Origin of the sequence: Corallococcus sp. CA053C (genome assembly GCF_003611675.1) — a bacterium.
Taxonomy (GTDB): domain Bacteria; phylum Myxococcota; class Myxococcia; order Myxococcales; family Myxococcaceae; genus Corallococcus.
On record NZ_RAWA01000527.1, the window covers coordinates 1 to 5773 of the forward strand.

A 5773-nucleotide genomic window follows, 5' to 3' on the forward strand; every position below is an offset into this window, starting at 1 on the left:
CCCCAACGGAACAGGCCCCGCCCACCGTGTCTGCACGACCGATGCCAGGACCCAAGGGCAGGAAAATACGCCGTAAAGCACTGAAACCATGTGGGTGCAGGGGCTCCCAGGTACCTGCGAGGCTCATACCGGGGTGCAGCAGGGAAGTCGTCCGCCCAAAGGTGGAGAAATCCTTTCAGCCTCCCGGGGAAGGGGGCGGAGGAAGCAGGCGTAAAAACTTCCCTTCCTCCCGCGGGCAGGTCCGGGGGTTTCACTGGTGAACAACGGGGTTTCCAGCTACGAAACGCCCCGCCGATGCCTCCTCCCGACCCAGGCTCCGCGCCCGCGCCCGCGCTCGCCCTCCATGACGTGAGCAAGCGCTATGGGCGCCGCTGGGCCGTGGCACGGCTCACCTACGCCCTGCCCCCGGGCCGCTCGCTGCTGCTCACCGGGCACAACGGATCAGGAAAGACGACGCTCCTGCGCCTCATCGCCACCGCGCTCAGCCCCACCGCGGGCCGAGTGGAGGTGCTGGGCCGGGACGCGGTCGCGGACCGCGAGGCGGTGCGCCGCGACGTGGCCCTGCTGTCCCACGCGAGCTTCCTCTACGAGGACCTCACCGCGCACCAGAACCTCATGGTGCTCGCGCGCCTCCTGGGCGTGGACGCGCCCGAAGACGTCACCGACGCGCTGCTCAACCGGGTGGGGCTCACCCGCCGCACGGACAGCCCGGTGCGCGGCTTCAGCGCGGGCATGCGCAAGCGCCTGGCCATCGCGCGGCTCCTGATGAAGTCCCCGGCCCTGGCGCTCCTGGACGAGCCCTTCGGGGAGCTGGATCCCGCCGGCATCCAGGACATGGAGGGCGTCATCGCGGAGCTGAAGGCGGGCGGCACCACCGTGGTGCTGGCCACCCACCTCATCGAACAGGGGATGACCCTGTGCGAGGAGCGGCTGCACCTGCAGGACGGCCGGGCGGTGGTGGCATGAGGAAGACGCGCCCCCTGGGCCTGCTCAAGACGACCTTCGTCCTCTTGCGCAAGGACCTGCTCATCGAATGGCGCACGCGCGCGCGGCTCAACGCGCTGGTGTTCTTCGCCATGGCGACGCTGCTCCTGTTCTCCTTCGCGCTGGGCCCGGACACGAAGCTGCTGGAGCGCAACGCGGGCGGCTACCTGTGGCTGGCCATCCTCTTCGCCAGCGTGCTGTGCCTGGGCGAGTCCTTCCGGGTGGAGACGGAGAACGCCTGCCTGGACGGCGTGCGCCTGGCCCCCGCGGACGCGCGCGCCATCTTCCTGTCCAAGGCCCTGGGCAACGCCCTGCTGCTGCTGGCGCTGGGCGTGGTGCTGGTGCCGGTGATGGTGGCCCTGTACGGGGTGAAGATCATCACCGGGGTCGGTGACCTGGCGAGCATCCTGGTCCTGGGCAGCCTGGCGCTCAGCGCCCCGGGGACCGTGTATGCGGCCATCTCCAGCCATGCCCGGGCGAGGGATGTGCTGCTGCCTCTGCTATTGTTCCCGCTCGTCATTCCGGCCCTCCTGTCCGCTGCCAAGGGGACCACGCTCGTGCTCCAGGGAGATCCGATGCAGCAGCTGGGCTCATGGCAGGGGCTGCTGCTGGCATTCAACCTGATTTACTGGGGCGTAGGCTTCGTGCTGTTCCCGCGCGTCATCGAGGACTGAAGGATGAACAAGTTCGTCAAGTTTGGACTGCCGGTGCTCGCGCTGGGCCTGCTGGGCTGTGGCTGGTGGCTGGGCCTCGCCTGGGCACCGCCGGACCGCGAGATGGGCGACGTGCAGCGCATCATGTACGTCCACGTGCCGCTCCAGTGGATGGCCATGATGGCCATGTTCATCAACTTCGTGGCCGCGGTGACGTACCTCCTGCGCCAGTCCTGGAAGACGGACGCGCTGGCGGAGGCGTCCGCGGAGGTGGGCCTGCTCTTCGGCACGCTGGGGATGATCACCGGATCCATCTGGGGCCGCCCCACCTGGGGCGTGTACTGGTCCTGGGACCCGCGCCTGACGTCGGAGGCCATCCTGCTGGTGGCCTACACGGGCTACCTGGTGCTGCGCCGCTTCGTGGAGGACCCGGAGAAGCGCGCGGTGTGGAGCGCGGTGGTGGCCATCATCGGGGCCATCAACCTGCCCATCGTGTGGTTCTCCGTGCGCTGGTGGCGCAGCCTGCACCAGACGCAGTCCAGCCCCAAGACGGTGGACCCGCAGATGGTGCTGCCCCTGCGCGTCGCGGCGTTCGGCATGCTGGCGCTGATGATCCTCTTCCTCGTGCACCGCTACCGCATCGCGCTGGCCGAGCGGCGGGCGGAGGTGGCCCTCCCGGAGGCGCTGCCCACGGACGACCCCGCGCAGCGCGCGGCCCATTCCTCGAAGGTGGCCTGACCCATGATCGCGCTGACCTCGCTGACTTCCGTGTCCTCGCTGATGGTGCTCGCGCAGACCTCCGTGGGCAGTGGCCGCCTCGTGGGCGGCTGGGGCTATGTAGGCGCCTGCTACGGCATCTCCGTGGCGGCCTTCGTGCTCTACTCGGTTTCCCTCTGGGCCCGCCGCCCCCGCGCCGCGTCCGATTCGAAGGAGTGAGCCCATGACGCCCGTCAACCGCAACCGACTCGTCGCGCTGGGAGCCCTGCTCGTGGCCGGCGCCGGCCTTGGCTTCGTGGCCTTCGGCAACATCGGGGACAACCTCGTCTACTACTGGAGTCCGTCGGAGCTGCTCGCCAACGCGGACAAGGCGCAGTCGGCCACCATCCGCCTGGGCGGCGTGGTGCAGCCGGGCAGCATCCAGTGGAACGAGGCGCACACCACGCTGGAGTTCCGCGTGGCGGACGACGCGAAGCCGGACTCCAAGAGCGTGCACGTGCGCTCGCTGGAGACGCCCCCACAGATGTTCCGCGAGAAGATCGGCGTCGTCGTGGAGGGCACCTATGACCAGGCCGGCATCTTCACGTCCAACCGCCTGATGGTGAACCACTCCAACGAGTACCGTGCGCCCAAGGAAGGCGAGTCCCCGCGCAAGTGGCAGGACACGCTGGCCGAAGGGGCCACCACGGCCACCGCGACGCCTCCGGGGGCGCCGTGAACGGAGTCTTGGGTTACGGGCTGGTGCTCGCGGGCCTGGCCTTCGCGGCCTTCGGCGCCATCATCGGGCTGGTGGGTGGCATGCGCCGCACGGATGCGAGCTACCCCTGGGTGCTGCGCGCGGTGTGGGGCTTCGCCGCGTGCATGATTGGCAGCAACCTGGTGATGGTGGAGGCGCTGATCAACCACGACTTCAGCGTGAAGTACGTGGCCCAGGTGGGCAGCCGCGCCACGCCGCTCATCTACACCATCGTTTCGTTGTGGAGCGCGCTCGAAGGCTCCATCCTCTTCTGGGGTCTCATCATGGGCGTGTACGTGGCGGCGTTCGCCTACGTGCACCGCCGTGAGCACGCGCGCTACATGCAGCTGGCGCTGGGCACCATGCTGGCCGTGGGCGTCTTCTTCGCCTTCCTCATCGCGGGCCCGGCGAACCCCTGGGGCGCGGTGTCGCCGGTGCCGGCGGACGGGCCCGGGCCGAACCCGCTGCTGCAGAACCACTTCCTGATGATCATCCACCCGCCCATGCTCTACATGGGCTACGTGGGCATGACGGTGCCCTTCGGCGTCGCGGTGGCGGGCCTGCTGCGCGGGGAGATTGGCGAAGCGTGGATGGCGCCGCTGCGCCGCTGGACGCTGATCGCGTGGATGTTCCTCACGCTGGGCATCGTGCTGGGCTCCTGGTGGGCGTACGCCGTGCTGGGCTGGGGCGGCTACTGGGCGTGGGATCCGGTGGAGAACGCGTCGTTCCTGCCGTGGCTCACCGCGACGGCGTTCATGCACTCCACCATGGTGCAGGAGCGCAAGCGGATGCTGAAGCTGTGGACGCTCAGCCTCGCGCTGGCGAGCTTCGTGCTCACCATCCTGGGCACGTTCATGACCCGCTCGGGCATCTTCAACTCGGTGCACTCGTTCACCCAGTCGGACATCGGGCCCACGTTCCTCGTGTTCATCGGCATCCTGCTGGTGGTGTGCATTGGCCTGCTGGCCACGCGCGGCCACCTGCTGGCGCCGGAGGGGAACCTGACGTCGCTCGTCTCCCGCGAGGCGAGCATCCTGGTGAACAACCTGGTGTTCGTGGCCATCACCTTCACGGTGCTCTTGGGCACGCTCTACCCGCTCGTCTCCGAAGCGGTGCGCGGCGTCCGCGTGAGCGTGGGCGAGCCGTACTTCAACAAGATGGCGGTGCCGGGCGGCATCGCGGTGCTCTTCCTGATGGGCGTGGGCCCGGTGCTGCCGTGGGGCACGTCCGACAAGGCGGCGCTGCGCCGGCAGTTCCTCATCCCCGCGGCGGTGGGCCTGCTCGTCACCGCGGCGTGCCTGCTCGCCGGGCTCCGCGGCGTGTACCCCATCATGACGTTCGGCCTGGCCGGCTTCGTCACCGTCGTCACGCTGCGCGAGCTGGCGGTGCCGGTGCGCGTGCGCATGCGGGAGCGCAAGGAAGGCTTCGTCACCGCGCTGGCCACGGCGACGGGCAAGGCGCGCCGCCGCTTCGGTGGCTACGTGGTGCACCTGGGCATCGTGATGATCATCGTCGCGGTGGCCGCCTCCAGCGCGTACGTGACGCACACGTCCGGCACGCTGAAGAAGGGCGCCACGCTGATGCTGGACGGCTACCAGCTCAAGTACCTGGGCCTGTCGAGCGGCGAGGAGCCGCACCGCACCTTCGTCGCCGCGCGCCTGGAGGCCACGGCGCCCAACGGCAAGGTGACGGAGCTGCGTCCCCGGATGAACTACTACGAGCGGAGCACCGACCCCGTCGGGACCCCCGCCGTGTGGGAGTCGCCGAAGGAGGACCTGTACGTGTCGCTGATGGCCTTCAGCGAGTCCACCGGCACGGCGAGCTTCAACGTCTGGGTGTTCCCGCTGGTGGGATGGATCTGGTACAGCCTGCCGCTGCTGCTCTTGGGCACGCTCATTGCCGTCTGGCCGCAGCGCAAGGCGGCGGTGGTGCGCGCGGAGGCGCCGACGGTGGGCGCCTCCCCTCCCCTCGCGGGCAGTGACGCGGAACGGGGGGCGGCATGAAGCGCTGGCGGTGGCCCCTGGTGTTCGCCGGAGTCGCGGCGGCGCTGCTGTTCGTCCTCTTCCAGGGCTTCGGGCGGGATCCGCACGAGGTGCCCTTCATGCTCAAGGGCGCGCCCGCGCCGGCCTTCGTGCTCAAGCCGCTGGGCGGCGGCGAGGACGTGAAGCTCGCGGACCTCAAGGGCCACCCGGTGGTGCTCAACTTCTGGGCGTCGTGGTGTGGGCCCTGCAAGTACGAGCACCCGGTGCTCGAGTGGGGCGCGCGCGAGATGGGCTCCCAGGCCGTGTTCATGGGCGTCGTCTTCGAGGACACGGAGGAGAACGCGCGCGACTTCCTGCGCCGCATGGGCGCGAGCTTCCCGCAGCTGATGGATGAGCGCTCGCGGATGGCGGTGGACTACGGCGTCGCCGGCGTGCCGGAGACGTACTTCATCGACGCGGAGGGCATCATCCGCGGCAAGCACGTGGGGCCCATTGATCCGCAGACGCTGGCGCTGCGCGTGCGCGAGCTCTCCCAGCCCGCCGCCACGCCCACCGCCGAAGCCGCGCGCCAGCGCTAGGGGGTGTCCCTAATTAAGCCAAAGCATCATGCAGGCCAGGTGGAGGACCGCCAGGTAGTTGGTGGCGGTCTTCTCGAAGCGGGTGGCCACGGCGCGGAAGCGCTTGAGGCGGTGGAACATGCA

General features: G+C 69.5%; 7 protein-coding genes and 1 pseudogene. 7 read left to right on the plus strand and 1 reads right to left on the minus strand.

Annotated elements, in window-relative coordinates; translation table 11 throughout:
- Nucleotides 1-294 precede the first annotated feature (294 nt).
- The 7 genes from ccmA to D7V97_RS39120 are packed head-to-tail and all read left to right on the plus strand — an operon-like array spanning nucleotide 295 to nucleotide 5650.
- Nucleotides 295-966: a heme ABC exporter ATP-binding protein CcmA gene (gene ccmA / locus D7V97_RS39090; protein ID WP_120615676.1), complete on the plus strand. Its 672-nt coding sequence runs from the start codon at nucleotides 295-297 to the stop codon at nucleotides 964-966.
- Nucleotides 963-1658, plus strand: coding sequence for a heme exporter protein CcmB (locus tag D7V97_RS39095; protein ID WP_120615677.1), 696 nt, complete (start codon nucleotides 963-965; stop codon nucleotides 1656-1658). The genes ccmA and D7V97_RS39095 overlap by 4 nt, the downstream gene beginning before the upstream one ends.
- Before the next feature lie 3 nt (nucleotides 1659-1661).
- The gene (ccsA, locus tag D7V97_RS39100; protein WP_120615678.1) at nucleotides 1662-2375 is read left to right on the plus strand and encodes a cytochrome c biogenesis protein CcsA; all 714 of its coding nucleotides are present in this window, start codon (nucleotides 1662-1664) and stop codon (nucleotides 2373-2375) included.
- 3 nt (nucleotides 2376-2378) lie between these two features.
- Nucleotides 2379-2573 (plus strand): hypothetical protein, encoded by a 195-nt coding sequence (locus D7V97_RS39105; protein ID WP_120615679.1) that lies wholly within the window; start codon nucleotides 2379-2381, stop codon nucleotides 2571-2573.
- A gap of 4 nt (nucleotides 2574-2577) precedes the next feature.
- Nucleotides 2578-3072, plus strand: coding sequence for a cytochrome c maturation protein CcmE (locus D7V97_RS39110; RefSeq protein ID WP_120615680.1), 495 nt, complete (start codon nucleotides 2578-2580; stop codon nucleotides 3070-3072).
- Nucleotides 3069-5093: a heme lyase CcmF/NrfE family subunit gene (locus D7V97_RS39115; RefSeq protein WP_120615682.1), complete on the plus strand. Its 2025-nt coding sequence runs from the start codon at nucleotides 3069-3071 to the stop codon at nucleotides 5091-5093. The genes D7V97_RS39110 and D7V97_RS39115 overlap by 4 nt, the downstream gene beginning before the upstream one ends.
- Nucleotides 5090-5650, plus strand: a complete 561-nt coding sequence (locus D7V97_RS39120; RefSeq protein WP_120615681.1) for a redoxin domain-containing protein — start codon at nucleotides 5090-5092, stop codon at nucleotides 5648-5650. Before D7V97_RS39115 ends, D7V97_RS39120 begins: the two co-directional genes overlap by 4 nt.
- Before the next feature lie 9 nt (nucleotides 5651-5659).
- Here the strand turns inward: D7V97_RS39120 and D7V97_RS39125 are convergent.
- Nucleotides 5660-5773 (minus strand): annotated as a pseudogene (locus D7V97_RS39125) (IS5/IS1182 family transposase); the annotation flags it as partial.